Here is a 25528-nt window from a genome sequence, read left to right as displayed (position 1 = left end):
GCGTCGCCCATGGCCCGTTCGGACGACTCCGTCTCTCTCTCCGCGCTGGCCAGGCTGGGGTTCGCCGAGCTCAGTGAGGCGGCGGCGAACCTCACCGAGCTCGCGACGCTGATCGGTGTCGAGCGATCCCTCCTGCTCGGTGAAGCCGACGGGGCCGACCCCGATGCGGCGGTCGAGGGGATGCTGCGCGTGGCGCGGCGTGACCCGGCACCGCTTGCGACACTCTTCGCCGACGCGCAGGCGCGCAGACGCCTGTGGCGGGTGTTCGGCGCGTCGCAGGGGTTCGCGGATTTCTTCCTGCGACACCCTCGTGAGATCACGGTGCTGGGCGAGTCGATGCCCGAGTTGCCGTCGGCAGATCAACTGCGCGAGCGGATGCTGGATGCAGTCCGCGCCCGCGATGGCTTCGCCGAGTCCGGAGACGACGCGGCGGTGGTGACGCTTCGAGTCGCCTACCGGCGCAACCTCGCGGCGATCGCCGCGTTCGACCTCACGTCGTACAGTCCCGTTCGCATCGTCGGCGACGTCGCCGCAGCGTTGGCCGACATCGCCGGCGCGGCGCTCGAGGCAGCCCTCGCGGTCGCCCGTCGACGGCTCGTCGACACGATGAGCCACGAACAGGTCGCCGCCACACAGCTCGCGATCATCGGCATGGGCAAGGCCGGCGCACGCGAGTTGAACTACGTCAGCGACGTCGACGTGATCTTCGTGGGGGGAACGGCAGACGAAGAGGTCGTCTCGGAATCGAAGGCGATCGACATCGCGACGCGCCTCGCCAGGGAGACGATGCGGGGTCTGAGCGGCATCGAGGTCGAACCGCCGCTCTGGGAGGTCGATGCTGCACTGCGTCCAGAGGGCAAACAGGGCGCGCTGGTGCGATCACTCGGCTCGCACCTGGCGTATTACGACCGCTGGGCCAAGAGCTGGGAGTTCCAGGCGCTGCTGAAGGCACGACCTCTCGCAGGCGATCCCGAGCTCGGCGCCGAGTACATCGCCGCGGTGCAGCCCAAGGTCTTCTCCAGCGCCGCGCGAGAGAACTTCGTCGACAGCGTGCAGCGCATGCGCGAGCGGGTCATGGAGCACATCGACCCGGAGGATGCGCCGCACCAGCTGAAACTGGGATCCGGTGGCCTGCGGGACATCGAGTTCACCGTGCAGCTCCTGCAGCTCGTTCACGGCCTCACCGACCCGAGCCTGCGCACGCGCGGCACGCTGGAGAGCCTCGACGCGCTCGTCGAAGGCGGCTACATCGGTCGGGCAGAGGCAGCGTCGTTCGCTGACGACTACTGCGTGCTGCGGCTGATGGAGCACAGACTGCAGCTCAAGGAGCTCAGCCGCACCCACCTGATGCCTCGGACGCCCGCCGGCCTGCGCGTGCTGGCTCGCAGCACGGGTCTCGGAGAATCCGGCGAGGCGATCTGGGCTCGATGGGAGAGCGTTCGGCGTGAGGTGCGCGACATCCACACCCGGCTGTTCTACCGCCCTCTTCTGAGTGCCGTGGCCTCACTGCCCGAAGAGGAGCGCACCCTGTCGACCGCGCAGGCGCACGATCGGCTCATGGCGATCGGCTTCCGCGACCCCGCAGGCGCTCTGCGGCACATCGGCGCGCTCACGACGGGGTTGAGTCGCAAGGCGACCATCCAGCGCCACCTCATGCCCGTGATGGTCCGCTGGTTCGCCGACGGCAGCGACCCGGACTACGCGCTGATCGCGTTCCGCCGCATCAGTGAGCGCCTCGGCGACACCCCCTGGTTCCTCCGGATGCTGCGGGATTCGTCCGGAGCCGCCGAGAGTCTCACAAGGCTTCTGTCGTCATCGCGCTACGTCGGCGAGCTCATGGAGTGGATCCCCGAGTCGGTCGCCTGGCTCGACAGCAGCGAGCTGCTGCGTCCGCGGAGCGGAGCCGCGCTCGACGAGGAGGCCAGGGCGATCCAGACACGCCACAGGAACGTGGGTGACGCGTTGCAGGCGGTTCGAGCCCTACGACGTCGAGAGCTCCTGCGGACGGCGATGGGCGGCGTCCTCGACGTGCTCTCGATCGAGCAGATCGCGACCTCGCTCACCGAGATCACCGACGCCACGATCCAGGCGGCGCTGCGCGCGGTTCGGCGCGAGATCGTACCCGCCGAGGATGAGGCGCTCGACTTCGCGGTGATCGGCATGGGACGGTTCGGGGGAGCGGAGCTGGGTTTCGGGTCCGACGCCGACATCCTCTATGTGTACGACGCGAACGGCGTCGATCCTCAGCGGGCGCAGTCGCTCGCCACGCGCATCGTCGCGGGACTCCGGGAGCACCTGACCGATCATCGAGTGCCGCTCGATCTCGATGCCGACCTCCGACCGGAGGGGCGCAACGGCCCGGTGGTGCGGTCGATCGAAGCCTATGCGGAGTACTACCGACGCTGGTCGCTCTCGTGGGAGGCGCAGGCGCTGCTACGGGCACGCGGAGTGGCGGGAAGCACCACGCTCATTGCGAAGTTCACGGCCCTCGCCGACAGCATCCGGTATCCCGCGGAGATCGATCTGCAGGGCACCCGCGAGATCAAGCGGATCAAGGCGCGGGTCGAGGGGGAGCGGCTGCCGCAGGGAGTGGATCCGCGCCGTCATCTGAAACTCGGTCCAGGCACGCTCAGCGACGTCGAGTGGCTGGTGCAGCTTCTGCAGCTGCAGCACGCCCACGCCGTCCCTGAGCTGCGGACCACGTCGACCCTCACGGCCCTCGGAGCAGCCGTCGATGCCGGATTCGTGCCGGCGGATGCCGCCGATCTCCTCCGCGCCGCATGGCTGCTGTCGAGCCGCCTGCGCTCCGCGATCACCCTCTACACCGGCAAGACGAGCGATGTGCTGCCGACGGATCCGCGCGACCTCGATGCGATCGGTCGGCTGCTCGGATACCCCGATCGGTCGGCGAGCGTGCTCGACGACGACTACCTGGGCGTCACGAGGCGTGCGCGCAGGGCGTTCGAGCAGCTCTTCTACGGCTAGCCTGGCTTCATGACGATCTCGAAGCTCGGTGTGATCTGGAACCCCTCGAAGGTTGACGGGGATTCGCTACGCGAAGCCGTTGCCGCGACCTTCGTCTCCGACGGCGTCGAGACGCCCGTCGACTGGTGGGAGACCAGCATCGAGGACCCGGGTCGCGGCATGGCCGCCGAGGCCGTGGAGGCGGGCTGCGACGTGGTGATCGCCGTCGGTGGAGACGGCACCGTCAGGGCGGTCGCTGAGTCGTTGGCGGGCACGGACTCCGCGCTCGGCATCGTGCCGCAGGGCACGGGCAACCTGCTCGCTCGCAACCTCGAGATCCCCTTGAACGACATCCCGGCCGCGCTGGCTCGGGTCCGCGACGGCGAGCCGCAGCGGATCGACATGGGCTGGGTCGATCACGACGGCACCGAGCATGCGTTCGTGGTGATGGTCGGCTTCGGCATCGACGCGCAGATGCTGGTGGAGACCGACGAGGACCTGAAGAACAGGGCCGGGTGGATCGCGTACGTCGAAGCGATGGGGCGTGCCCTCGCCGGCACCGAGATGACCGACATCACCCTCACACTCGACGATCAGGAGCCGCAAGGTCTTCGCGGTCATACGATGCTGATCGGAAACTGCGGCATGGTGCAGGGCGGCATCCGTCTCCTGCCCGACGCCGTGCTCGATGACGGCTTGCTCGACATGCTGCTCGTGAGCGCCGATGGGCCCCTGCAGTGGCTCGACACCGTCCGTGCCTTCGTCTGGGAGAACGGCATCCGCCGCATGATGGGCAATGTCGATACTGCCGTGAGCACCGACTCGACGACCCACATCTCCGCCGAGCGCGTGCGGGTTCAGCTCGCGTCGCCGCAGACGTTCGAGATCGATGGCGAAGAGGTCGGAGCGGTCTCCGACTTCACCGTGCGGGTTCAGCCCGCAGCCCTCACCGTTCGCTGAGAGTGCCCGGCGGGACCACCTTGCTGTCCTGCGTCGGGAAGACGACCTTCTGCACGATGATGATGACGCTGGCCGCGACCGGGATCGCGACAAGCGCGCCCAGGATCCCGCCGAGCGCGCCGCCGGCGATGGCAGCGATCACCACGAGGGAACCGGGAACGGCAACCGCCTTGTTCATGATCCGCGGCGACAGCACGTAGGCCTCGATCTGCATGTAGACGAGGTAGTAGCCGAACGCGATGAGCGCGGTGATCGGGCTCGCGATGAGGCAGATCAGCGAGTTGATGATCGATGCGCTCAGGGTTCCGACGAGCGGGATCAACGACCCGATGAAGGCGAGCAGCGCGAGCAGCGCAGGCACCGGTGCTCCGATGATGCTCAGCACGATGAGGCTCAGGATGCCGTTGATCAGAGCGAGGCTCGCCTGTCCCATCACGTAACGACCGACTGCGCCCGAGACGTCCTCGAGGAGTCCTCCGAAGGTCTCGCGCTGGTACGAGGGGACGAACCGCACTGCGACGCGCTTCATGCTGCGCAGCGAGGCCATGAAGTACAGGGTCAGGATGAGGACGATCGTGATGCCGGTGAAGCCACCGGCGATGCCGGCGCCGACCGCGAAGACGCCGCCGCTGATGTTCAGGATGTTGCCCGGATCCTGGATGAAGCTCAGCACGCCCTGTGCCGCGTCGTCGAAGGTGGAGCCGAACTGCTCGCTGACGTCCTTGAACCAGGCGCTGGCCATGAAGTCCTCGACCATCTGGGGGCCGTCCTGGATCAGATTGGTCACCTGTTCGACCAGGAGCGGGACGATCGCGAGGATGATTCCCGCGAAGGCCAGGATCACCACGGAGACCACGATCGCGACGGCGGCCGGTCGGGGGAGCCTGCGTTCGATGAACGACACGATCGGGTCGAGGCCGAGGGCCAGGAAGAGCGCGACTCCGATGTAGACCAGCACGGTCGCGAGCTGATTGACGATTCCGCCGAGCAGCAGTGCGACCAGCACACCGAGCGCACCGAGCAGGCCGAACATGAAGGGGTTGATCCGGGCGATCGCTGCCGCCGCGGTCTTGGGCTGAGCCGGGGGAGTCTCGGTCGTGTGGACCTTCTTCGGCTGCAGCCTGTCGTTCTTGCGGCGCATGATGGCCCCTCGCTTGTGTTCGTTCGGACCCCTCAGTTGACCAGTCGGTGCGGGGGAAAGCAAGCACGACACGGTCACGCTCGTTGTGGTGTATAGCGGGTGAATGTCGGATGCCTGTGCGATCGTTCACGCATGGATGCGCTGACGTTCAGACCCTGGTCCGCGGGGGATCTCGAGTTGCTGCGTCTGGCGAACACTCCGGAGATGACGGCCCATCTGAACGGCGTCGAGAGCGAGCGGCAGCTGCTCGACCGCCACGCCCGCTACCTGCGACTGTGGGATGCGGGAGAGGCCAGGATGTTCGTCATAGAAGATGCTGAGGGAGCGGCGCTCGGATCGATCGGCTTCTGGAACGTCGAGTGGCGCGGCGAGCCCGCGTGGGAGACGGGGTGGTTCGTTCTTCCGGAGGAACAGGGGAGAGGCGTGGCATCTCGAGCTCTCGGGCTGCTGCTCGACGATGCGCGCCAGCACCGCGCCGGGCGGAGGTTCCTGACGGCATTTCCGTCCGTCGAGAACGCGGGCTCGAACGGCGTCTGTCGACGCGCCGGATTCGAGATGGTCGGCACGGTCACGGACGAGTTCCGTGGTGCGGCCCTGACGATGAACGAGTGGGTCTTCGACCTCACCGATTGAGTGCGCGCAGGCCGTGCCCTACTCGGACTTCTCGGCCTTCCACGACGACTCGAAGCCTGCGCCCAACGCCACACCGAGCGCGAGGCCCAACGCAGCCCCCACGCCGATGTTGTCGAACAGCAGCATCCCTGCCCCCGCGCCGATCGGCAGACCCATCGCGATCCCGAGGGCGATGCCGGCACCTGGCTTCTTCATCGAGTTCTCGGCCGGTTCGGAGTTCTCGTCTGATTCGGTCATGTTCAGGACGATACCCACGCGATCGACCGCTCACATCCCCCGCACGACGGATACGGTACAGGCTGCTGCGACCCGGGAAGACGAGAACGCCCCCGAGCCGCAGCTCGGGGGCGTTCTCAGTGGGTCTTCGGATCAGACGCCGAAGTACAGCTCGTACTCGAACGGGTGCGGGCGCTGAGCCATCGGCAGGATCTCGTTCTCGTACTTGTACGAGATCCAGGTCTCGATGAGCTCCTCGGTGAACACGCCGCCCTCGAGGAGGAACTGGTGGTCGGCCTTCAGCGCCTCGAGCGAGTCCAGCAGGGAGTTCGGAACCTGCGGGATGTTCTTGGCCTCCTCGGGAGGAAGCTCGTAGAGGTCCTTGTCGACGGGCTCGTGCGGCTCGATGCGGTTCTTGATGCCGTCGAGTCCGGCCATGAGCTGCGCGGCGAACGCGAGGTACGGGTTGCCCGAAGCATCCGGTGCGCGGAACTCGATGCGCTTGGCCTTCGGGTTGGAGCCCGTGATCGGGATGCGGATGGCAGCCGAGCGGTTTCCGGCCGAGTAGACCAGGTTGACCGGCGCCTCGAAGCCCTTGACCAGACGGTGGTAGCTGTTCAGGGTCGGGTTGGTGAACGCGAGCACAGCCGGAGCGTGCGCGAGCAGACCGCCGATGTACCAGCGAGCGATGTCGCTGAGCTGGCCGTAGCCGGCCTCGTCGTAGAACAGCGGCTTTCCGTCGTTCCACAGCGACTGGTGCGTGTGCATTCCCGAGCCGTTGTCGCCGTAGAGCGGTTTCGGCATGAAGGTGGCGACCTTGCCCCACTCTTCAGCGGTGTTCTTGACGATGTACTTGAACTTCAGGATGTCGTCCGCCGAGTGCACCATGGTGTCGAAGCGGTAGTTGATCTCCTGCTGGCCGGCGGTGCCGACCTCGTGGTGCGAGCGCTCGAGGATGAACCCGGCGTCGATCAGCTTCAGGGTGATGTCGTCACGCAGGTCAGCGGTCTTGTCGACCGGGCTGACGGGGAAGTAGCCGCCCTTGTACGGGGTCTTGTTGGCGAGGTTTCCGCCCTCTTCTTCGCGACCGGTGTTCCACGCGGCCTCTTCGGAGTCGACCTTGTAGAAGCTCTCGCCGGCGGTGACCGAGTAGCGCACGTCGTCGAAGATGTAGAACTCGGCCTCGGGGGCGAAGACAGCGGTGTCGGCGATGCCGGTAGACGCGAGGTACTTCTCGGCCTTCTTGGCGACCTGACGCGGGTCCTTCGAGTAGATCTCACCCGTGCGCGGGTTGTAGATGTCGAACACCATGACCAGGGTGCTCGCCTCGCGGAAGGGGTCGACGTAGGCCGTCGTCACGTCCGGGATGAGCTGCATGTCGGACTCGTGGATGCTGGCGAAGCCACGGATCGAGGAGCCGTCGAACAGCTGGCCGTTGACGAAGAAGTCCTCATCGACAGTGGACGCAGGGATGTTGAAGTGCTGCTGGACACCAGGGAGATCAGTGAATCGGATGTCAAGGAACTTGACGTCGTTCTCCTTGATGTAGGTCAGCACCTCGGACGAATCTTTGAACATGTACGACTCCTGGATTGCGGATCGATGGCTTCACGGCCATTGTGCACAGTACGTGCGGGGCGTTACCCCACGGTATCCGCTTTGTTTCCGGCATGTTACGCGCCGGTAGGCTGGATACGTGACGGATGCTGTGAACACGTACCCCGGAGAACGACTCGGAATGCCGCAGACGGGGACGGGCAGCATCGCCCGCCCTGGACGGCGGATCGGCGCTCTCCTCATCGACTATGTCGCTGCGACGATCATCGCCACGGGCTTTCTCGGGTACGACCAGTTCGCATTGCCCGGGGAGGCTGGCCTGACGATGTTCGCGCCGATGGCCGTGTTCGCCCTGCTGCAGATCCTGTTCATCCCGACGGCGGGCGGCAGCCCCGGGCACCGCATACTCGGCATGCGCGTCGTGCGCCTCGGTGGCGGCTGGGTGGGGGTGTGGCGACCGATCGTGCGCACGCTGCTCATCGTCGTCGTGATCCCGGCGGTCATCTGGGATGCCGACCAGCGTGGCATTCACGACAAGGTGACCGGACTGGTTCTCATCCGCGCCTGACGCGGCTCACTCCTTGCCGCGGTTGCGGCGTCTCGCCTCACGCGGTGCGCGACCTCCGAGGAACGAGCGCGCGGGGTCGACGACGTAGCCCTGCCTCAGCGCCTCGCGTCCGATCAGCATCCGGAAACCCATCTCATCCCGGTTGCTCAGCGTCACCTCCGCGAGCACCTCTCGGTCGTGCAGACGAATCAGCATCTCGACGACGAGTCGCTCCTGCGCATGGCCCGATGAGCTGCGTACGGCGCGGCGGTCGTGCACGGGGGATTCGACGATCACAGCGTCCTCCTGGCTGTCCTGCCAGGGCTTCACCCGGAACCGAACCCACGACACGCCGTCTCGCTCGAACTCCTGAATCTGAAATGCGTGCAGCGAAGAGGTCCGGGCACCCGTGTCGATCTTGGCTTTGAGCCAATCCACGCCGAGATCGGGCAGGCTCACCCATTCTCGCCACCCGATAAGGGTGTTTGAATGGGATGACTTACTCACCCGACCATCCTGGCAGGAAAACCCCCGTGAAGATCGCAGTGCTCTCCCGCGCGCCGCAGGCGTACTCCACCCAAAGGCTGCGCGCCGCCGCGCTCCAGCGAGGTCACAACGTCAAGGTGCTCAACACGCTGCGATTCGCGATCGATCTCACGGCCGACGAGCCGGACCTGCATTACCGCGGTCGGCAGCTGAGCGACTATGACGCGATCCTGCCCCGTATCGGCAACTCGATCACCTACTTCGGCACTGCGGTGGTCCGACAGTTCGAGCAGATGGACGTGTACACGCCGAACACGGCGAACGGCATATCGAGTGCGCGCGACAAGCTCCGCGCGAATCAGATCCTCTCGCGCCACAACATCGCCATGCCGCCCACGGCCTTCGTGCGCAATCGCGCGGACGTGCGGCCGGCGATCGAGAGGGTCGGCGGCGCTCCCGTCGTCATCAAGCTCCTCGAGGGCACGCAGGGTATCGGCGTGATCCTCGCACCGCAGGTGAAGGTGGCAGAGGCGATCATCGAGACCCTCCACTCCACCAATCAGAACGTGCTCATCCAGAAGTTCATCTCCGAGAGCCGCGGACGGGACATCCGTGCCCTCGTGGTGGGCGACCGCGTGGTTGCGGCGATGCGACGTTCGGCAGCCGGAGACGAGTTCCGCTCCAACGTGCACCGCGGCGGCTCCGTCGAAGCCGTCGAGCTCGACCCCGTCTACGAACGCGCGGCCGTTCGTTCGGCTCAGATCATGGGCCTTCGTGTCGCCGGAGTCGACATGCTCGAGGGCGACGACGGCCCGCTGGTCATGGAGGTCAACTCCTCGCCGGGACTCCAGGGCATCGAGACGGCCACCAAGCTCGACGTCGCCGGAGCGATCATCGACTACATCGCAGGGCAGGTGGCATTCCCCGAGATCGATGTGCGCCAGCGCCTGACGGTCTCGACAGGCTATGGCGTCGCCGAGCTGATGGTGCACGGCGCGGTCGACCTCGTCGGCAAGACGCTCGGCGAGGCCGGGCTCTGGGAGCGCGACATCACAGTGCTCACGCTGCACCGCGGCGTCTCCGTCATCCCGAATCCGCGCAAGCACGTCGTGCTCGAGGCCGATGATCGGCTGTTCTGCTTCGGCAAGCTCGACGAGATGCGATCGATGGTGCCCGAGCGTCGTCGTCGCCGCGCCAAGGTCCGCCGGCTCCCACGCCAGCCGCTCTCGGAGTGAGACGACGAAGCGCGGCCGCCTCTCGCAAGAGGTGCGGCCGCGCTTCGTCGTATGCGGGCGTCAGATCAACGCGGGCGCTGTGCCCTCACCTTGGTGGGGTCGATGCCCTTCGGGATCGGCAGCGAAGAGATCGACTGCGACACCGACTCGATGCGTCGGATGACAGCGCCCATGGTGGCCTTGTCGATGACCTTCGGAAGCTTCTTGATCGTCTTGGCGAGGTCGGCGATGGCGACGTCGTCATCGCCGTGGCCGACGTAGAGCACGGTGACAGGCACGCCGTGCGCGACGCGTGCGGCCTTGCTGCGCTCGTCGTTGACGAGGCGGGTCAGGCGTCCGCGTGAGCCCTCTCCGACGACGACAACGCCGCCGCGTCCGACCGTGCGATAGACGGCGTCCTGCGTCTTCGGGTTGATTCCCACCGGGGTCTCGGAGCCCTGCCAGTTGCGCCCGAGGCTGGTGCTGAGCACGTGGCCCGTGGCACCGGGCATCCCGTCGATCTTCTGGTACATCGCGGAGGTCGACATACGCGTCATCAGGAACATCGCGCCGAGCAGACCGAGCATCAGACCCGAGATGCCCCAGAGGATGAGGGTCCACACCTGGAACGGCGGGATGAGGTAGCCGACGATGAGGCCGATGAGCACGCCGATGACCAGCAGCGCGATCTGGGCCCAGGGCAGCCAGGGGTAGATCTCCCTCGTGAACTTGAAGAGGGACTTGATCTGGGAGAAGAACCCCGGACGCTTCTCGGGCGCGGACGTGCGGTTTGCCATGTGCATAAGAATACCGACTCCGGGAGGCGCTCATGGCGTCGTTCGCGTCAGGCGGATTCCGGGTGCTCCTCTTTCTCTGCACAGGTCGCCGAAGCCCTCGGATGCGTCCACATCGCGCCTCCCGTCCACACTCGATCCGGACGATGCGCTGACATGGGGTGATGGCAGACACAGAAGCGCGACCACGCGGGACGACGCTCGTGCCCGGTGTGCATCGGGTGATCAGGAGGATCGACGCCGGCGAAGGACCGTATGCGGGCACGCTGGTCACCCGAGGGGGGTCGGTGGCGGTGCAGGTCGACGCGGAGGCGATCAGCGGCTGGGCAGGGTGGGAGCACGCCGGCGATGATCACGTCGCGGCACCGCTCGACATCGTGCGGCGATCCGACGGGCATGACGTGCTTCTGCCGTGGTGCACCGAGCGGGTCTCGTCGTTCTTCGGCCGCCGGGCCGCAGCCGAGGCCGCGCTCACCTCCGGGGAGACGACGACTCTCGTTGCGAGCATTCTGCGCGGTCTGGGCGAACTCACGAGAGGCGAGGGGCAGGAGGAGACAGGCGAGTGGTGGCTCACGGACGACGGGCGACCGACGTTCGTGATCGGCGCGGGCGAGACTGCGCGAGCGGCGGCTGCGGGTCTTGTGGCTCGGCTGCGGAAGGACTGCGCGGATCGCGCACTCACTCGTCTGCTGGTCGTGGTCGAGGAGGGGCTGGGTGCAGAGACCGCGAGACCGGGGATGCCGGCGCGACAGCTCGAGAAGTGGGAGGCTGAGCTGTTCGACACAGCGGCTCCGAAGCCGCTGAGACGGGACGTGCATGCGCCGGAGCTGGCGAGGGCTGCTGATGCGGCGAGCCGCGCGGTCGTCGCAAGGCCCGACGCGCGGAGTCGGCTGAGAAGCCGGGCGTCGCTTCCGCGAGAGGCGAGCAGACTCGGGGCGTTGCCGTCGCGCTTCGGCACAGCGCTCGTGCATCGCCTCTACGCCTGGCGAGCCGCGCTCGACCGCGGGATCTCGCGCCGAACCGGGCGCGGCCCTGACGGGGGATCCGTCCATCGAGGGAAGGCGGCAGAAGCAGGCGCCGCCCCGGACGGCCGCGTCGCCGCGAGACGTGGTCGGCGAACGATCGTCGCTGCGGCGGCCGCGGCCGCGGTGCTCGCAGGCGGACTTCTCTGGCCCGGCGGAGCGACGGGGGAGCCTGACGGGGGAGGTGCCACCGCCGTCCCGAAGAGCACTCCCCGCGCGACGGATGTCGACCGCGTCTCCACCGATCCGACGCCCACCCCCTCTCCACCTTCAGCAGAGCCGGATGCGGCGCCTGATCCGGGGGCGCCGGGGGAGGGATCGCCGCGCGACGGAGCTGGCGTCTTGCAACCCGTCGAGGCGGCACGGGTGCTCATCAGCGCGATCAGCATCTGCGGGGCGAACGGCGACAAGGTCTGTGAGGGTGCGGTTGCTCAGGGGTCTGTCGGCGTCGTGGACGCGCTGAGCGGCAGCGACGAAGCGCTGCGACTCGAATCGGTGGATGAGTACGGAGATGTCGCTGTGATCCGGGTGTCCTCGGCACAGGGGGACGGCGATGAAGCGGCGTCCGATGACGGGGAGCGAATGGTCGTGCTCGTCCGGGTGGCAGAGAAATGGCTGGTCCGCGACGTGTACGACGTCGCGGACCAGCCAGGATGATGCTGCGGTCAGGCTCCGAGCTGAGCGGCGAACTGCGCCGACTCGAGGCGGGCCTTCACTGCGCCGAGGAAGCGGGCGGCGTCAGCTCCGTCGATGATGCGGTGGTCGTACGAGAGCGCGAGGTACACGTACGACCGGACGGCGATGGCATCCGCGCCGCCGACCTTGACCAGACCGGGGCGCTTGACGACCGTTCCGGTGCCGAGGATGGCCGACTGCGGAAGGAACACGACCGGAGTGTCGAACAGCGCGCCACGCGAACCCGTGTTGGTCAGCGTAAACGTGCCGCCGGCGAGCTCGTCGGGCTTCAGCTTGTTGTCGCGCGTACGTGCCGCGAGGTCAGCGATCTCGTGCGCGATCTCGGCGATGTTCTTCGACGCAGCGTCGCGCAGCACCGGCGTGAGCAGGCCGCGCTCGGTGTCGACGGCGATCGACACGTTCTCGGACTCCGGGTAGACGATGTTCTCTCCGTCGACCGTGGCGTTCACGATCGGGAACGCGCGCAGCGCCTCCGCGGCGGCCAGAGCGAAGAACGGCAGGAACGACAGCTTGTCGCCGGTCTTCTCGAGGAACGAGCCCTTGACGCTGTCGCGGTACTCGGCAAGAGCGGTCACATCGACCTCGACGACCGTCGTGAGCTGAGCCGTCTGCTGCATCGACTCGACGGCGCGCTTGGCGAGAACCTTGCGCAGGCGCGACATCGGCTGAGTGGTGCCGCGCAGCGGTGAGACCTCGAGCGGAGCGGGGGCAGCAGGTGCCGCGGCCGCAGCCGGTGCGGACGATGCGGTCTCGGCGGCCTTGAGCACGTCTTCCTTGCGGATGCGTCCTCCGACACCGGTGCCGGTGACGCTGGCGAGGTCGACGCCCTGCTGCGAAGCCAGACGGCGCACGAGCGGGGTCACGTACAGGTTGTCGCTCTCGGTGGGGAGAGACAGCTTCTGCTCGGCCTGAGTCGGGGCCGGAGCCGGAGCGGCGCCGCCGGTGGCCTGCTCAGGAGCTGCCTGCGCGGGAGCCGTCACGGGAGCCTCAGCGGCAGGTCGCTCTGCGGGCTTGTCGACGGGTGCCTCCGAGACGGATTCCTTCGCCTCGGGCGCTTCGGCGGCGGCCGGCTGCGCGGCAGGAGCCGGTGCCTCTGCGGCGGGAGCGGTCGGAGCAGCACCGGAGCCGACACGGGCGAGCACAGCGCCCACCTCGACGGTCTCGTCTTCGCCTGCGACGATCTCCTGCAGCACACCGGCGACGGGAGACGGGATCTCGGTGTCGACCTTGTCGGTCGAGATCTCGAGCAGAGCCTCATCGACCTCGACGGTGTCGCCGATCTGCTTGAGCCAGCGCGTGACGGTGCCTTCGGTGACGCTCTCGCCGAGTTCGGGAAGGACGATGTCGGTGGCGTCGCCTGCGGGTGCGGCTGCGGGAGCTGCCTCGGCAGCAGTGGGCGCGGCGGCTTCCGGCTCCGCGGGAGCCTCAGCCTGCGGCGCGGCCTCAGGGGCCTCCTCCGCAGCGGGGGCAGCGGCGGCGGGAGCGTCCTCTGTCGGAGCAGCTGCGCTGCCGTCGCCGATGCGCGCGAGCAGCGCGCCGACCTCGATGGTCTCGTCCTCGGCGACGAGGATCTCCTCGATGACACCGGTGACAGGCGAGGGGATCTCGGTGTCGACCTTGTCGGTCGAGATCTCGAGCAGGCCCTCATCCGCCTGAACAGTGTCTCCCACCTGCTTGAGCCAGCGGGTGACGGTGCCCTCTGTGACGCTCTCGCCGAGAGGGGGGAGGACGACGGATGTGCTCATGACTGAGTCTCCTTCAAGAAGTTAAATGACGCGTGTCTAGCTTAGTGAACTGTTCACCGGTTGGTGTTCAGAGGGCGTGCAGCGGCTTTCCCGCGAGGGCGAGGAAGGCTTCTCCGAGTGCCTCGCTCTGCGTGGGATGCGCGTGGATCAGGGGGGCGATGTCCTCGGGGTGGGCTTCCCACGCGACGGCCAGCTGGCCCTCGGTGATGAGCTCACCCACGCGATCGCCCAGCAGGTGGACGCCGATGACGGGGCCGTCTTTGAGCCGAACGACCTTCACGAGCCCGCCGGTGCCGATGATCTCGCTCTTGCCGTTTCCGGCGAGGTTGTACTCGTATGCCACCACCGCGTCCGTGCCGTGCTCTGCGACGGCCGCTTCTTCCGTGACGCCGACGGAGGCGACCTCTGGGCTCGAGTAGGTGACCTTCGGGATCTGGATGTCGGGGACGTTCACCGGCGAGAGCCCTGCGATGCGTTCTGCGACCGCGATGCCCTGCTGGAATCCGCGGTGCGCGAGCTGCAGTCCGGGAGTGATGTCGCCCACGGCCCACAGTCCGGGCACGCCGGTCCGGAGGTCCTGATCGACCGTGACGAAGCCGCGGTCGAGCGTCACGCCCGCCTCTTCGAAGCCGAGGTCGGCCGTGACGGGTCCGCGACCGACGGCGACGAGCAGATAGTCCGCGGTGAACTCCTTGCCGTCCTCGAGCGTGACGGTGACGGAGCTGTCGTCTTGAGTCGCGCTCTGGTAGCGGATGCCGAGGGAGTACTGGATTCCGCGGCGGCGGAACGCCCGCTCGAGCCCCTTGCTCATAGCGATGTCCTCATTCGGGACGAGGTGGGGCAGCGCCTCGATGATGGTGACCTCGGTGCCGAACGACCGCCACACACTGGCGAACTCCACGCCGATCACACCACCGCCCAACACCAGCACGCGCTCGGGGATCACGTCGAGCGACAGGGCCTGCTCGCTGGTGAGGATGCGGCCACCGATCTCGAGTCCGGGGAGAGTGCGACTGTACGAGCCGGTGGCGAGCACCACATCTGCGCCGACGTACACGTCGTCGCCCACGCTCACCGAGCGGTCGGCGTTGAGGCGGCCGAAGCCGGAGACGGTGGTGATGCCTCGGGCCTTCACCAACCCCTCGAGACCCTTGTACTTCTTCGCGACGATTCCCTCGCGGTACGCCCGGACGCCTGCCGGATCGATGCTGTCCAGGGTGGCCGAGATGCCGACATGCGCAGCATCCCGCACGTGCTCAGCGACCTCTGCCGCGTGCAGCAGCGCCTTCGTCGGGATGCAGCCGCGGTGCAGGCACGTGCCGCCGACCTTGTCCTTCTCGATGAGAGCGACGGACTTGCCGAGCTCGCTCGCACGCAGGGCTGCGGCGTACCCGCCGCTGCCTCCGCCCAGGACGACGATGTCGAAGGTGAGCGTGGTCATGGTCATGCCTCCTTATGGGATGCTTCGGCGAACGCGATGATCGATCGGACCATCGCTCCTGTGGGGCCCTTGTCGGTGAAGCCGTACGGCGCACCGGTGTGCTCGCCGGAACCGGCGATGTCGAGATGCACCCAGGGGATGCGGGGCGCGTCCTTCTCATCGGAGACGCGGCCGATGAATCGGCGCAGGAACAGCCCGGCGTAGGAGGCTCCGCCCATGCGATCGCTCATGTTGGCGTTCTGCATGTCCGCGATGGGGGAGTCGAGCGAGTCCTCCATGTAGGCCGGGAGCGGCATGTGCCACGCCAGTTCGTCGGCTGCTTCGGTCGCCGCGAGGAACTCGGCGACCGCGTCGTCGTCACCGAACACGCCGGTGTGGCGGTGGCCCAGGGCCATCACGATCGCCCCGGTCAGGGTCGCGACGTCGATGATGACATCGGGGTTCTCGCGGCTCGCGGCCACGAGGCCGTCGGCCATGACCAGGCGGCCCTCGGCATCCGTGTTCGGGACCTCGACGGTCGTGCCGTCGAGGATGCGGATCACGTCGCCCGGGCGCAGCGCTCGCCCTGAGGGCATGTTGTCGGTGATGCAGAGCCATGCGGTGACGTGCACGGGCAGGCCGAGTGCGGCGATCGCACGCACAGCGGCGGCACTCGTCGCGGCGCCCGCCATGTCGAACTTCATGCCGACCATCGAGGCGGCCGGCTTGAGCGAGAGCCCGCCGGTGTCGAACGTGATGCCCTTGCCGACGAGCGCGATGTGGCGTGCGGCGTTCGCAGGTGCGTAGTCGAGTCGTACGAGGCGTGGCGGCCTGTCAGAACCCTGCGCGACACCGAGGATGCCGCCGAAGCCCTGCTCTGCGAGGGCGTCCTCGTCGAGGATCTCGACGGTGACATCGGCCAGGCCCGCGACGCTGTCTGCCGCGCTCTGGGCGAGCTGGGCGGGGCTCTGCCATTCGGCGGGGACGAACACGAGGTCCTTGATCATCGCCACGGCTTCGCCGACGGCGATCGACTTCGAGATGGCGGCGTCATCGAGGTCTGCGTGCAGCAGCACCGACGATGCACGGCTCTTGCCCGGTTCTCTGCGGTAGCCGTCGAAGCGGTATCCGCCGAGCACTGCGCCCTCTGCGGCGGCGGCTGCGAAGTCCTCGAGACCCGGAGCCAGCGCCACGGACACCGTCTCGAACCCGGTCAAAGAGCGGAGCGCCGTACCGACTGCATTGCGCACGGCCTGGGCGTCCGGGGCGCGCCCGACGCCGACGACGGCGAACGGCAGTGTCGTGACCTCGGGTGCGTAGGCACGGGTGAAGGCTGATGCCGAACCAGTGAAACCGATGCCCTGCAGCGATTCGGCGAGACCGGGATAGCCGTTCAGTGACTCCGTGGAGTCCGAGATCTCGGGGATGACGAGCACTGCGGCGTCTGCAGCGCTTCCGGGGAAATGATCTGAGGTGCGCGAGAGCGCGGGAAGCGTCATGACTCCATCCTAGGTTGGTCGCGCGCCTGGTCGCCGAGCGGGTGTTCGCTCTCAGCTTGAAGGTCACCGCCCGGCCGTCCGACGCTGCTCGTAGCATTGACTCATGCCCTTCTCCGGAGAGATCCATGAACGTGTAGCGAACGCGCCGGTCGTGCCGCGCGGACTGCCCCTTGTCCTGCTCCTCACGGGTTTCACCGACGCGGGCAACGCGGTCTCGGGGCTCATCGAGCACCTTCGAGAGACGACTTCTCCTCAGCCCGTCGCGGTCTTCGACAACGACGTGCTGCTCGACTACCGGGCGCGTCGCCCGGTGATCTCGTTCGATCAGGATCACCTGACCGAGTTCCGCCCCGCACGGCTCGAGCTGTCGCTCGCGACGGACGCGCTCGGCCAGAAGTTCCTCCTCCTCGCCGGCTACGAGCCGGACTTCGCATGGAACGAGTTCGCACGCACCGTGCTCGAACTCGCCGATGAGTTCGAGGTGTCCGGGCTCAACTGGGTGCACTCGATCGCGATGCCTGTTCCGCACACCCGCCCCATCGGCACGACGGTGAGCGGAAACAGGCGTGAGCTCACGGTGGCGCACTCGGTCTGGCGTCCACGCACTCAGGTGCCGGCGACCGCGGGCCACCTCCTCGAGTTCCGTTTCGCCGAGCACGGCGATCGCGTCGTCGGCTTCGTCCTGCTGGTGCCGCATTATCTCGCCGAGACCGAGAACCCTGATGCCGTGATCGCAGCCGCCGAGAAGCTGATGGCGGCGACCGGTCTGGTGATCCTGCTCGACGAGGTGCAGGAGCGCCGTGAGGACTACCTCACCCGCGTCGACGAGCAGGTGCTCGGCAACGACGAGCTGCAGCAGATGGTGCAGGGGCTCGAGCGCCGTTACGACGCCTACATGGCTGGTCGTGACCCCGAGGACGGGTCGTACGACGAGGGGGGTTTCAGCGAGCGCGACCTGCCGAGCGCTGACGAACTGGCCGCAGAGCTCGAGCGATATCTCGCTTCACGTCCCAGCGGCGACGAGGACAAGCCGGGTCGGGGCTGACACCGAAGGCGCGAACTTCGGCGGATTGCACCTGCATGCCCACACGTGTGCGATACTAGGACTCTGACCCGTTGTCAATCGATCTTTCCGGAGATCGGACTTGACAAGGGTCTTACTAGTGTCCGAAATGCTCCGGGGCCTGCGAGCGGCCCCGTGAAAGGCGAAACGTGACTCCTGCCACGACGAAGAAGACCCGGACGAAGAAGACCGCCGACGCTCCTGAGGTCGACGCTCCCGTCGAGGAGGCGGCCGAGAAGCCGGCCCCCAAGACGGCTGCGCAGCGGGCCGCCGCTAAGCGCGCGCCTGCGAAGAAGAAGAAGGCCGAAGACATCGTCGAAGACGACGAGACTCCTCCCGCCGCAGAGCCCGACGAGGACGACGAGGACTCGAAGCCGAAGTTCACCGAGCCTCTGCCGACCGGGGCCATCGTCATCTCGTCGAACGACGACGAAGACGTGCCCGTCTACTCGACGCAGATCACCGGCGCGACCGCCGACCCTGTCAAGGACTACCTGAAGCAGATCGGAAAGGTCGCCCTGCTGAACGCGGCCGAAGAGGTCGAGCTCGCGATGCGCATCGAGGCGGGACTGTTCGCCGAGGAGAAGCTCTCCACGATGACTGCCGCCGAGAAGGCCAGCCAGCTCGGACTCGACCTGCAGTGGGTCGCCCGTGACGGCCAGCGCGCGAAGAGCCACCTGCTCGGGGCGAACCTGCGTCTCGTCGTCTCTCTCGCCAAGCGCTACACCGGTCGCGGCATGCAGTTCCTGGATCTGATCCAGGAGGGCAACCTCGGTCTGATCCGCGCGGTCGAGAAGTTCGACTACACCAAGGGCTTCAAGTTCTCGACGTACGCCACCTGGTGGATCCGTCAGGCGATCACCCGCGCCATGGCCGACCAGGCCCGCACCATCCGCATCCCGGTGCACATGGTCGAGGTCATCAACAAGCTGGCCCGCGTGCAGCGCCAGATGCTGCAGGACCTGGGTCGCGAGCCCACGCCTGAAGAGCTCAGCCGCGAACTCGACATGACGCCCGAGAAGGTCGTCGAGGTGCAGAAGTACGGCCGCGAGCCCATCTCGCTGCACACGCCGCTCGGTGAAGACGGCGACAGCGAGTTCGGCGACCTCATCGAGGACACCGAGGCCGTGGTCCCTGCCGACGCCGTGGGCTTCACGATGCTGCAGCGTCAGCTCGAGCAGCTTCTCGACTCGCTGTCCGAGCGCGAGGCCGGTGTCATCCGGATGCGCTTCGGACTCGGTGACGGCCAGCCCAAAACTCTCGACCAGATCGGTGACACGTTCGGCGTGACGCGTGAGCGCATCCGTCAGATCGAGTCGAAGACGATGGCGAAGCTCCGCCACCCGAGCCGCTCGCAGTCGCTGCGGGACTACCTCGAGTGATGCAGGCGAACGAGGGCAAAGCGCTCGAGGCGAGCGTCGACGGCAAGAGCTACGCGCGCATTCCGCTGCGGACGCGCGTGGTCATGCCGAACGATGATCTCGACTCGGTCGTCATGCAGTACGCGAAGGATGCGGTGCAGCCGGGAGACCTGCTGTTCGTGACCGAGAAGATCGTCGCGATCACGCAGGGCCGGTCCTATCGGCTCGATGAGATCTCGCCGCGCCCTCTGGCGCGCTTCCTCTCGCGATACGTCGTCCGCACCTCCTACGGCATCGGTCTCGGAATGCCCGAGACCATGGAGATGGCACTGCGCGAGTGCGGCACTCTGCGGATCCTGTTCGCCGCCGGCGTCTCGGTCATCACCAAGGCCTTCGGCCGTCGCGGCGACTTCTATCGCATCGCCGGCGACAAGGCGCGTGCGATCGACGGTCCGACCAAGAACACGATCCCGCCGTACAACCAGGCGGTCGTGCTCGGTCCGAAGGACCCCCGCGGCGTCGCGGAGCGCCTGAAGAAGATGCTCGGCGGAAACCTCGAAGTGGCCGTCGTCGACATCAACGACATCGGCGGCAACATCCTCGGTTCGACGCTCGACAAGGCGGGCGAGCGTCGGCTCGTCGAGATCCTCGGCGACAACCCGCTCGGACAGGCGACGCAGTCGACCCCGATGGGTATCGTCCGCGAGGTCTGATCTTCCACCGTTGAAAGGCTCAGGGAACCAGGTTCAGGGACCCAGACAGCAAGAAGGCCCGGATGCTCGGCATCCGGGCCTTCTTCGTGTCTTGCGCGGGGTCAGAAACCGATCGCGGCCTGGTAGCGCGGCTTGTGTCCGGTGCGGATCCCGGTGACGCTCGGCTTGTTCTCGTACACGCCCGCACCCCAGTTGCCCTCGACCAGAACGGGACCGTCGGGGGTGACGACGACATCCCAGCCGACGTACTGGATCTGCGGCACGACGCGAGCGACCTGATCCACGAACTCGCGGACCTCATCCATCATCGGCAGCTGGAAATCGGCGATCGGGAAGCCGGAGTCCGGGTGCGTGACGTGCACGTGGCTGTGCGAGTCGTACCCGGAGCCGACAGAGTGACCGTTCTCGTCGAGCATCGTGTAGAAGCCGCCGAAGCTCATCTGGTCGCTCACCGCACCGCGCCCGAACTTCTGCGCCATCGCGAGGATGTGCGTCTTCTCGCCGTCGAAGAAGGCGGTGATGCGCGTGGTGTTGACGGTGCCGGGGCAGACGGCTGCGAGGTCGGCGTGCTGGCGGATGACCTCTTCGACGAGCACCTGCTTCTTCGAGAGGAGCTCGGCGTGGAACGCGTCCCAATCGGTGACGTCGGCGGCGTGGTAGCGGTGCACACCGGTGCCGGCCTGGCCGTGGGTCTCCTTGACGACGATCGTGCCCTGGCGCTCGGTGAAGTCGCGCAGCTCGTCTGCGTTGCCGTCGGTGATGAGCATCCACTCGCGCTTGAGGAAGGCGTCGAAGACGGCGTTGAACTCCGCTTTGTCATGGAAGAGGTGACGGTAGTCCGGGTGGTCGTACTTCTGGGAGATCTCGTTCGACACCGGGTGGGTCATGAAGGTGTCGCGCTCCGCCCTGTTGAGGATCGCGAAGTCGTAGTCGATGTAGTCCTGGAACCCGACGTTGTGACGGCCGGCAGACCACAGCATGTCGACGACCACGAGCGGCACGGCCTTGCCATGCTGGGACGACGCCTCTTTGGCCCTCTCGATGACCGAGGCGACGTCGATGCGGCGGGCACGCGCCAGCAGATAGCGGACGCGGGGCGCGAGGGAAAAGCGTGACATGGATCTCCAAGGTCGGGGTCGCCTCCAGTCTACGGTGGGTGCGCAGAGCATCCTGAGAAGGCGGAGCTAGGCTGGAAACGTGTGTGAGAAGACATCGAGCTCCCGTCCGCGCGCGATGATCTCGCGGTCGGCGCTGGCCGCCGCATCGGCTGCAGCGGTCGATGCCGGGGGCAGCGTGGCCGACCTTCGCCGGGATGCCTGGGGCCACGGCCTGTTCGCTGTCGCGCACGCCGTCGTCGCGGCCGGCGCGGCTGCCGTGCGGGTGGACTGCACGGCAGAGGCGGAGGCGCTGGCGTTGGAGGGGATCGACGCGGTGACGGACGGCGCTGCCGACATCGATCCGTCCCTGCTCTACGGACTGCCTGACTCTGACGGAACGCTGCGGACGAGGCCGGTGATGCGTCTGGTGGGCAGGGTGCTCTCGACCAAGCCGCTCGCAGCCGGAGACGCCGTCTCGTACGGCTATACGCATCGAGCTACGCGCGATACGACCGCCGCACTGGTGACCGGCGGATACGCGCAGGGGATCGTTCGCGCTCTGGGCAATGCCGCCCATCTCGAGATCGAGGGAGTGCAGCGTCCGATCATCGGGCGTGTCGCGATGGACGTCTGCGTGATCGATCTGCAGGGGTCAGCCGGAGTCGCCCCCGGAGCCGACGCCACGTACTTCGGAGGACACGGACCTGCCGCTCCCGGCCTCGCCAGGTGGGAGGCGGTGACAGGGCTCACGATCGCCGAACTCGTCACCGTCGCGGGCTTCCATGCGGAGCGGGGGTGGGAGGCATGAGCCGTCCGGAGCTGCGCGTCGACACAGACCGTTTCCGATCGAACATCCGCGCAGTGCGCGATCGCATCGCTCCGTCGGAGCTGATGATCGTGCTCAAGGACGACGCCTACGGCCACGGTCTGCGCTGGGCCGTGGAGGCCGCGAAGGGAATGGGCGTCGAGTGGTACGGAGCGTACGACGTCCGTAGCGGGGTCGAGACCAGGCGCGTGCTGAGGGACACCGGGCGGATCTTCGCCTGGGCCACCTCGACCGATGACGAGGTCGACGAGGCGCTGCGCGCACGCATCGACCTGGGAGTCGGCTCGGCGGAGTACCTGGCGCGCATCACGGCCGTGGCGGAGCGATTGGGAGTGCGGGCGCGGATCCACCTGAAGATCGACACCGGGCTGCATCGCAACGGTCTGCTTCCGGATGAGTGGGACCGCACCATCGACGACGTGCGCGAAGGTGAGGCCGCAGGGCATCTGCAGCTCGTGGGCATCTGGAGCCATCTCGCCGAGGCGAGCGATGGTGAGGACGACGAGGCTCAGAACCTGTTCCTCGATGCCGTGCGCGTGGCGGAGCAGTCGGGCACGACTCCCGAGGCACTGCACCTGACTGCATCCGCCGCGTCCTGGTGGCGCCCTGAGCTTCGCGGCTCGGTGTCACGGATCGGAGCGTTCTGCTACGGCGTCCGCTCGGCTGATGGCCCTGATCTCGTGGGCGTGACACCGGTGGCGGAGCTCACCGCGACGGTCGTCGACATCGTCGACGGGAACGCCGTGGTGGGCATCGGCGCATTCGACGGCATTCCGTCGACGCTGGCAGGGGCCCGAGTCGGCACGCCCGCGGGGGCGCGCGAACTTCTACGCATCGACGCGACGACTTCGGTGGTCGAGGGGTGGCCCGGCATGCAGCTCGGTGACTCGGTCTGGATCTTCGGCGCAGGCGAGCACGGCGAGTCGAGCACGACGAGCCTCGCCGAGCGCATCGACACCGTCGGCGAGGAGATCCTGACCCGGCTCACCGCTCGCGTCCGACGGGTGAGCACGCCTTAACGAAAGCGGAGCCCGTCAGATGACGGGCTCCGAGGCGGATCGAACCGCAGCTGATCAGTCGATCAGGCGAGCGGTCTCGTCGTGCCAGCTCGTTGCGATGCTGCGGAGCTTCTCTTCGTACTTGCGCCCGTGGTGTGCGCAGAAGAGGAGTTCGGAGCCGTTGACCTCGGCGGCGATGTAGGCCTGAGCGCCACAGGAATCACAGCGATCCATGGCGGTCAGGCGGAACTCGACGGCGGAGGTCTCACGTTCGGTCGTTGCGTTCATCATGGTGCCTCCTTGAGTGTCGGGTTCGCTGGTTGGGCGTGTTCAATACAACCACGCTGACGCTGTACGCATGCCCGGTTTGCGGCGTGTTTCGCTCAGCGCGTACGCGCAGCACCCGTCCTGGGCGTTCGCGGGGAGTGTCTGCGGCTCGATCAAGGGCATCGCGAATAGACTCGGAGATTGTGACCGCCGAGTATTCCGCCCATCATCTCCAGGTGCTCGAAGGGCTCGAGGCCGTCCGCAAGCGTCCCGGTATGTACATCGGTTCGAACGGATCGCCGGGCCTGATGCACTGCCTCTGGGAGATCATCGACAACGCCGTCGACGAGGCCGTCGCGGGCAACGGTTCGAAGATCGACATCATCCTGCACGAGGACGGCAGCGTCGAGGTGCACGACCGTGGCCGAGGCATCCCCGTCGACGTCGAGCCCCGCACCGGCCTCACCGGCGTCGAGGTCGTCTTCACCAAGCTGCATGCCGGCGGCAAGTTCGGCGGTGGGTCGTACGCGGCATCCGGCGGTCTGCACGGTGTCGGCGCGTCTGTGGTCAACGCCCTCTCTGAACGACTCGACGTCGAGGTCGACCGAGGCGGCAAGACCTACGCCATGTCGTTCCACCGCGGCGAGCCAGGACTCTTCGCCGACAAGGGGGAGAAGCGGCCGGACGCCCCGTTCACGCCGTTCCAGGACAAGAGCGAGCTGCGGGTGGTCGGCAAGGCACCCCGAGGCACGAGCGGCACCCGCATCCGCTACTGGGCGGACCACCAGATCTTCACCAAGGACGCCGCGTTCCAGCTCAACGACCTGGTGACCCGTGCGCGTCAGACGGCCTTCCTCGTGCCCGGGCTGGAGCTCGTGATCCGCGATGAGCGCGCGGCCAACGTCTCGGAGGTCGAGGGGCAGCCCACCGAGACCTCCTACCGCTACGACGGAGGAATCTCGGAGTTCGTCGAGTACCTCGCGAACGATGCACCCGTCACCGACACCTGGCGCATCCAGGGCGAAGGAACCTTCAAGGAGACCGTCCCGGTTCTGCAGGCCGACGGTCACATGATCGCGACCGAGGTCGAGCGGGTCTGCGCTGTCGACATCGCGATGCGGTGGGGCACCGGCTACGACACGACGACCCGTTCGTTCGTGAACATCATCGCCACGCCCAAGGGCGGCACGCACAACCAGGGCTTCGAGCAGGAGCTGCTCAAGGTGCTCAGAGCTCAGGTCGATCAGAACGCCCGCCGGCTGAAGGTCGGCAGCAACGACAAGCTCGAGAAGGACGACGTCCTCGCCGGACTCACCGCGGTGCTCACCGTGAATGTTCCCGAACCGCAGTTCGAGGGCCAGACGAAGGAGATCCTCGGCACACCGGCCGTGCGTCAGATCGTCGCGCAGGTGCTGCGCAAGGATCTCGCTGCCCGGTTCAGCTCGACCAAGCGCGACGACAAGAGCCAGGCGACGCAGCTGCTCGACAAGGTCGTCGCCGAGATGAAGGCTCGAGTATCCGCTCGAGCCCACAAAGAGACCCAGCGGCGCAAGAACGCCCTCGAGTCGTCGACACTGCCGACCAAGCTCGTCGACTGCCGCACCAACGAGGTCGATCGCAGCGAGCTGTTCATCGTCGAGGGTGACTCTGCTCTCGGCACCGCCAAGAACGCGCGCAACAGCGAGTTCCAGGCGCTGCTGCCGATCCGCGGCAAGATTCTCAACGTGCAGAAGGCGTCGGTGGGCGACATGCTCTCCAACGCCGAGTGCGCCTCGATCATCCAGGTGATCGGCGCGGGCTCCGGGCGCAGCTTCGACATCGACGCCGCACGGTACGGCAAGGTGATCCTGATGAGCGACGCCGATGTCGACGGCGCGCACATCCGCACGCTGCTGCTCACGCTCTTCTACCGGTACATGCGTCCGCTCATCGAGCACGGTCGTGTGTTCGCCGCTGTGCCTCCGCTGCACCGTGTGATCGTGATGAACCCGGGTTCCAAGCCCAACGAGACGATCTACACCTACAGCGAGCAGGAGATGCACGCGCTGCTCGCAAAGCTCCGCAAATCGGGCAAGCGGTGGCACGAGCCGATCCAGCGCTACAAGGGGCTCGGTGAGATGGATGCGGAGCAGCTCGCCAACACCACGATGGAGCGTGGCGGACGCCTGCTGCGCCGCGTGCGCATGGAGGATGCCGAGGCCGCCGGTCGGGTATTCGAGCTGCTGATGGGCAACGAGGTCGCACCCCGGCGCGAGTTCATCATCGATTCGTCCGACCGTCTGTCGCGCGAATCGATCGACGCCTGATCG

General features: G+C 67.2%; 22 protein-coding genes. 12 read left to right on the top strand and 10 right to left on the bottom strand.

The window, feature by feature from the left end; all coding sequences use genetic code 11:
• Positions 1-9 precede the first annotated feature (9 nt).
• Positions 10-2985: a bifunctional [glutamine synthetase] adenylyltransferase/[glutamine synthetase]-adenylyl-L-tyrosine phosphorylase gene (locus tag FIV50_RS09415; protein ID WP_140037212.1), complete on the top strand. Its 2976-nt coding sequence runs from the start codon at positions 10-12 to the stop codon at positions 2983-2985.
• Positions 2986-2994: 9 nt separating this feature from the next.
• Positions 2995-3924, top strand: coding sequence for a diacylglycerol/lipid kinase family protein (locus FIV50_RS09410; protein ID WP_140037211.1), 930 nt, complete (start codon positions 2995-2997; stop codon positions 3922-3924).
• Here FIV50_RS09410 and FIV50_RS09405 read toward each other — a convergent pair.
• Entirely contained in the window at positions 3911-5065 is a 1155-nt protein-coding gene (locus tag FIV50_RS09405; protein WP_140037210.1) for an AI-2E family transporter, read from the bottom strand. The two genes, FIV50_RS09410 and FIV50_RS09405, sit on opposite strands and share 14 nt — an antisense overlap.
• Positions 5066-5197: 132 nt before the next feature.
• Between FIV50_RS09405 and FIV50_RS09400 the strand changes: the two genes are divergently transcribed.
• Entirely contained in the window at positions 5198-5698 is a 501-nt protein-coding gene (locus tag FIV50_RS09400; RefSeq protein WP_140037209.1) for a GNAT family N-acetyltransferase, read from the top strand.
• Between the two features lie 18 nt (positions 5699-5716).
• On the opposite strand, the gene FIV50_RS09395 is transcribed toward FIV50_RS09400, so the two are convergent.
• Complete coding sequence (locus tag FIV50_RS09395) at positions 5717-5935, bottom strand: hypothetical protein (protein WP_219846214.1); 219 nt, start codon at positions 5933-5935, stop codon at positions 5717-5719.
• 132 nt (positions 5936-6067) lie between these two features.
• A complete protein-coding gene (glnA, locus tag FIV50_RS09390; protein ID WP_140037208.1) occupies positions 6068-7492 on the bottom strand; it encodes a type I glutamate--ammonia ligase in 1425 nt (474 codons plus the stop codon).
• Positions 7493-7652: 160 nt separating this feature from the next.
• On the opposite strand from glnA, the gene FIV50_RS09385 reads away from it, so the two are divergent.
• Positions 7653-8039: an RDD family protein gene (locus FIV50_RS09385; protein ID WP_140038711.1), complete on the top strand. Its 387-nt coding sequence runs from the start codon at positions 7653-7655 to the stop codon at positions 8037-8039.
• Between the two features lie 6 nt (positions 8040-8045).
• Here FIV50_RS09385 and FIV50_RS09380 read toward each other — a convergent pair whose 3' ends face one another.
• Positions 8046-8525 (bottom strand): ATP-dependent zinc protease family protein, encoded by a 480-nt coding sequence (locus tag FIV50_RS09380; RefSeq protein ID WP_140037207.1) that lies wholly within the window; start codon positions 8523-8525, stop codon positions 8046-8048.
• 26 nt (positions 8526-8551) lie between these two features.
• Between FIV50_RS09380 and FIV50_RS09375 the strand changes: the two genes are divergently transcribed.
• The gene (locus tag FIV50_RS09375) at positions 8552-9739 is read left to right on the top strand and encodes a RimK family alpha-L-glutamate ligase (protein WP_140037206.1); all 1188 of its coding nucleotides are present in this window, start codon (positions 8552-8554) and stop codon (positions 9737-9739) included.
• Between the two features lie 65 nt (positions 9740-9804).
• On the opposite strand, the gene FIV50_RS09370 is transcribed toward FIV50_RS09375, so the two are convergent.
• Positions 9805-10515: a DUF4191 family protein gene (locus FIV50_RS09370; RefSeq protein ID WP_140037205.1), complete on the bottom strand. Its 711-nt coding sequence runs from the start codon at positions 10513-10515 to the stop codon at positions 9805-9807.
• Between the two features lie 161 nt (positions 10516-10676).
• Between FIV50_RS09370 and FIV50_RS09365 the strand changes: the two genes are divergently transcribed.
• Complete coding sequence (locus tag FIV50_RS09365) at positions 10677-12191, top strand: hypothetical protein (RefSeq protein ID WP_140037204.1); 1515 nt, start codon at positions 10677-10679, stop codon at positions 12189-12191.
• A gap of 8 nt (positions 12192-12199) precedes the next feature.
• Here FIV50_RS09365 and sucB read toward each other — a convergent pair whose 3' ends face one another.
• The 3 genes from sucB to FIV50_RS09350 all read right to left on the bottom strand — a co-directional run bounded on the left by sucB (position 12200) and on the right by FIV50_RS09350 (position 16894).
• Positions 12200-13975, bottom strand: coding sequence for a 2-oxoglutarate dehydrogenase, E2 component, dihydrolipoamide succinyltransferase (gene sucB, locus FIV50_RS09360; RefSeq protein WP_140037203.1), 1776 nt, complete (start codon positions 13973-13975; stop codon positions 12200-12202).
• A gap of 67 nt (positions 13976-14042) precedes the next feature.
• Positions 14043-15416: a dihydrolipoyl dehydrogenase gene (lpdA, locus tag FIV50_RS09355; RefSeq protein ID WP_140037202.1), complete on the bottom strand. Its 1374-nt coding sequence runs from the start codon at positions 15414-15416 to the stop codon at positions 14043-14045.
• A 2-nt stretch (positions 15417-15418) separates the two neighbouring features.
• Positions 15419-16894, bottom strand: a complete 1476-nt coding sequence (locus tag FIV50_RS09350) for a leucyl aminopeptidase (RefSeq protein WP_140037201.1) — start codon at positions 16892-16894, stop codon at positions 15419-15421.
• A gap of 103 nt (positions 16895-16997) precedes the next feature.
• Between FIV50_RS09350 and FIV50_RS09345 the strand changes: the two genes are divergently transcribed.
• The 3 genes from FIV50_RS09345 (at position 16998) to FIV50_RS09335 (ending at position 20031) form a co-directional block, all read left to right on the top strand.
• Positions 16998-17939 carry a proteasome assembly chaperone family protein gene (locus FIV50_RS09345; RefSeq protein WP_140037200.1) on the top strand — a complete coding sequence of 314 codons (942 nt, stop codon included), beginning with the start codon at positions 16998-17000 and terminating at the stop codon, positions 17937-17939.
• A 167-nt stretch (positions 17940-18106) separates the two neighbouring features.
• Complete coding sequence (locus tag FIV50_RS09340) at positions 18107-19339, top strand: RNA polymerase sigma factor (RefSeq protein WP_042540194.1); 1233 nt, start codon at positions 18107-18109, stop codon at positions 19337-19339.
• Positions 19339-20031: a coenzyme F420-0:L-glutamate ligase gene (locus FIV50_RS09335; protein ID WP_181164187.1), complete on the top strand. Its 693-nt coding sequence runs from the start codon at positions 19339-19341 to the stop codon at positions 20029-20031. The genes FIV50_RS09340 and FIV50_RS09335 overlap by 1 nt, the downstream gene beginning before the upstream one ends.
• Before the next feature lie 101 nt (positions 20032-20132).
• Here the strand turns inward: FIV50_RS09335 and FIV50_RS09330 are convergent, their stop codons facing one another.
• Positions 20133-21149, bottom strand: a complete 1017-nt coding sequence (locus tag FIV50_RS09330; RefSeq protein ID WP_140037198.1) for a sugar-transfer associated ATP-grasp domain-containing protein — start codon at positions 21147-21149, stop codon at positions 20133-20135.
• 79 nt (positions 21150-21228) lie between these two features.
• Between FIV50_RS09330 and FIV50_RS09325 the strand changes: the two genes are divergently transcribed.
• Positions 21229-21936, top strand: a complete 708-nt coding sequence (locus tag FIV50_RS09325) for an alanine racemase (protein ID WP_258184200.1) — start codon at positions 21229-21231, stop codon at positions 21934-21936.
• The gene (locus FIV50_RS09320; RefSeq protein ID WP_140037197.1) at positions 21933-22973 is read left to right on the top strand and encodes an alanine racemase; all 1041 of its coding nucleotides are present in this window, start codon (positions 21933-21935) and stop codon (positions 22971-22973) included. The genes FIV50_RS09325 and FIV50_RS09320 overlap by 4 nt, the downstream gene beginning before the upstream one ends.
• A gap of 54 nt (positions 22974-23027) precedes the next feature.
• Here the strand turns inward: FIV50_RS09320 and FIV50_RS09315 are convergent, their stop codons facing one another.
• A complete protein-coding gene (locus FIV50_RS09315; RefSeq protein WP_042540282.1) occupies positions 23028-23240 on the bottom strand; it encodes a DUF7455 domain-containing protein in 213 nt (70 codons plus the stop codon).
• Between the two features lie 182 nt (positions 23241-23422).
• Between FIV50_RS09315 and FIV50_RS09310 the strand changes: the two genes are divergently transcribed.
• Positions 23423-25525: a DNA gyrase/topoisomerase IV subunit B gene (locus tag FIV50_RS09310; protein WP_140037196.1), complete on the top strand. Its 2103-nt coding sequence runs from the start codon at positions 23423-23425 to the stop codon at positions 25523-25525.
• Positions 25526-25528 lie beyond the last annotated feature (3 nt).

The organism is Microbacterium foliorum (assembly GCF_006385575.1).
GTDB classification, from domain to species: Bacteria; Actinomycetota; Actinomycetes; order Actinomycetales; family Microbacteriaceae; genus Microbacterium; species Microbacterium foliorum_B.
The sequence above is the reverse complement of the archived record's forward strand: the minus strand, read 5'-3'. Positions and strand labels throughout refer to the sequence as shown.

What these genes read in the sequence shown, in the direction of transcription:
- FIV50_RS09415 (WP_140037212.1), top strand. Translation starts at nt 10, where the DNA reads ATGGCCCGTTCGGACGACTCCGTCTCTCTCTCCGCGCTGGCCAGGCTG.
- FIV50_RS09410 (WP_140037211.1), top strand. Translation starts at nt 2,995, where the DNA reads ATGACGATCTCGAAGCTCGGTGTGATCTGGAACCCCTCGAAGGTTGAC.
- FIV50_RS09405 (WP_140037210.1), bottom strand. Translation starts at nt 5,065, where the DNA reads ATGCGCCGCAAGAACGACAGGCTGCAGCCGAAGAAGGTCCACACGACC.
- FIV50_RS09400 (WP_140037209.1), top strand. Translation starts at nt 5,198, where the DNA reads ATGGATGCGCTGACGTTCAGACCCTGGTCCGCGGGGGATCTCGAGTTG.
- FIV50_RS09395 (WP_219846214.1), bottom strand. Translation starts at nt 5,935, where the DNA reads ATGACCGAATCAGACGAGAACTCCGAACCGGCCGAGAACTCGATGAAG.
- glnA (WP_140037208.1), bottom strand. Translation starts at nt 7,492, where the DNA reads ATGTTCAAAGATTCGTCCGAGGTGCTGACCTACATCAAGGAGAACGAC.
- FIV50_RS09385 (WP_140038711.1), top strand. Translation starts at nt 7,653, where the DNA reads ATGCCGCAGACGGGGACGGGCAGCATCGCCCGCCCTGGACGGCGGATC.
- FIV50_RS09370 (WP_140037205.1), bottom strand. Translation starts at nt 10,515, where the DNA reads ATGGCAAACCGCACGTCCGCGCCCGAGAAGCGTCCGGGGTTCTTCTCC.
- FIV50_RS09365 (WP_140037204.1), top strand. Translation starts at nt 10,677, where the DNA reads ATGGCAGACACAGAAGCGCGACCACGCGGGACGACGCTCGTGCCCGGT.
- sucB (WP_140037203.1), bottom strand. Translation starts at nt 13,975, where the DNA reads ATGAGCACATCCGTCGTCCTCCCCCCTCTCGGCGAGAGCGTCACAGAG.
- lpdA (WP_140037202.1), bottom strand. Translation starts at nt 15,416, where the DNA reads ATGACCACGCTCACCTTCGACATCGTCGTCCTGGGCGGAGGCAGCGGC.
- FIV50_RS09350 (WP_140037201.1), bottom strand. Translation starts at nt 16,894, where the DNA reads ATGACGCTTCCCGCGCTCTCGCGCACCTCAGATCATTTCCCCGGAAGC.
- FIV50_RS09345 (WP_140037200.1), top strand. Translation starts at nt 16,998, where the DNA reads ATGCCCTTCTCCGGAGAGATCCATGAACGTGTAGCGAACGCGCCGGTC.
- FIV50_RS09335 (WP_181164187.1), top strand. Translation starts at nt 19,339, where the DNA reads ATGCAGGCGAACGAGGGCAAAGCGCTCGAGGCGAGCGTCGACGGCAAG.
- FIV50_RS09330 (WP_140037198.1), bottom strand. Translation starts at nt 21,149, where the DNA reads ATGTCACGCTTTTCCCTCGCGCCCCGCGTCCGCTATCTGCTGGCGCGT.
- FIV50_RS09320 (WP_140037197.1), top strand. Translation starts at nt 21,933, where the DNA reads ATGAGCCGTCCGGAGCTGCGCGTCGACACAGACCGTTTCCGATCGAAC.
- FIV50_RS09315 (WP_042540282.1), bottom strand. Translation starts at nt 23,240, where the DNA reads ATGAACGCAACGACCGAACGTGAGACCTCCGCCGTCGAGTTCCGCCTG.